This is a genomic window from Saccharopolyspora soli, from assembly GCF_022678645.1.
Taxonomy (GTDB): Bacteria; Actinomycetota; Actinomycetes; order Mycobacteriales; family Pseudonocardiaceae; genus Saccharopolyspora; species Saccharopolyspora soli.
In genome coordinates, this window is sequence record NZ_JALBWV010000164.1 from 1 (window position 1) to 1,359 (window position 1,359).

The 1,359-nt window shown below is 66.8% G+C and carries 1 protein-coding gene; it reads left to right on the forward strand.

Annotated elements, in window-relative coordinates; all coding sequences use genetic code 11:
* Positions 1-111: 111 nt before the first annotated feature.
* The gene (locus MOQ72_RS44090; RefSeq protein ID WP_242192030.1) at positions 112-1,302 is read left to right on the forward strand and encodes an integrase core domain-containing protein; all 1,191 of its coding nucleotides are present in this window, start codon (positions 112-114) and stop codon (positions 1,300-1,302) included.
* Positions 1,303-1,359 lie beyond the last annotated feature (57 nt).

A 1,359-nucleotide genomic window follows, 5' to 3' on the forward strand; every position in this document is an offset into this window, starting at 1 on the left:
GGTTGTTCAGTCTTGGGTGATGTGACGCGGTTTGTGTCTCGGTGGTGGTGACACACCCGGGCTGGGTGATGTTGCGTGGTTTGTTGCGTGATCGGCGTTGTGGTGGTGGCTATGACGCGGAAACGGGCGATCATGCGATTGATGGACGCGACGTTGCAGGCCGGGGTGAAGATCCCGAATGTGTCGGAGTGGTGCCGGGTCAACGGTGTCGATAGGCGCACGTTCTATCGGCACCGTGCCCGTATCGAGGCCGAGGGGCGGTGGGAGGAGCGGTCCCGGCGGCCCAAGCACTGCCCGCACGCTACGCCGGAGCCGGTGGTGGCCGAGGTGCTGCGGCTGCGCCAGGAGCTGGCGCCGGACAACGGTGCCGATCCGATCCGGGATGTGCTGATCGAGTTGGCCGCCGAACAGGACTGGTTGGCTCTGGGGTGGCGGGTGCCGTCCCGGGCGACGATCAACCGGATCCTGCAGCGGGCAGGGATGGTGGCGGTCAATCCGAAGAAACGGCCCCGCTCGTCGTACCGGCGTTTTTCCTATGCCCGGCCCCGGGATTGCTACCAGATCGACGCCCAGGAGATCACCCTGGCAGGCGGGGACACAGCGGCCGTGTTCGAGGTCCTGGACGACTGCACCCGGCTGTTGGTGGCCATCCACGCCGCCCCCGGCGAGACCGCCGAGGCCGCGATCACCGCGATCACCGCCGCCCGCGACGCTCATGGCGCACCCGGGATCGTGCCCTCCGACAACGGTTCCGCGTTCACCTCGCGCGGCAGACATCCCCAGACCGGCCCATCACAGTTCGCGCGCACCGTCACCCACTGGGGCAGCAGGCTGATCCATTCCAGCCCCTACCACCCGCAAACCTGCGGCAAGGTCGAACGCCACCACCAAACCTTCCAGCGATGGCTGGACCACCAACCCGAACAGCCCGCCACCCTCACCGAACTCCAGGTACTCGCCACGGACTACCAGGACTACTACAACCACCATCGCCGACACAGCGCGCTGGGCCGCACCACCCCGGCCCAGGCTTGGCAGGCCGCCGACACCCTCGGCGGCCCCACACACCCACCCGCACAAACCGACGCCACCCTGCACCACCTGAAAGTCCAGACCGACGGCACCGTCAACCTCGGCACACACCTACGCATCCGCATCGGCAGCGAACACACCGGCCACACCATCACCATCATCCGAGACCACGACCGAGCCACCGCCTACACCAACAACGGCAACCCAATCGGCTACCTCCACCTCGACCACACCCAGCGCTACCAAGGCACCCTCACCCCAGCCGCCTAGCCTTGTGCCACATCACCCAAGACCCACCAGCGACAAACCAACCGAGACACGACAACC

Excerpts from the sequence above, each read along its gene's own strand:
- MOQ72_RS44090 (WP_242192030.1), top strand. The coding sequence starts at position 112 with ATGACGCGGAAACGGGCGATCATGCGATTGATGGACGCGACGTTGCAG.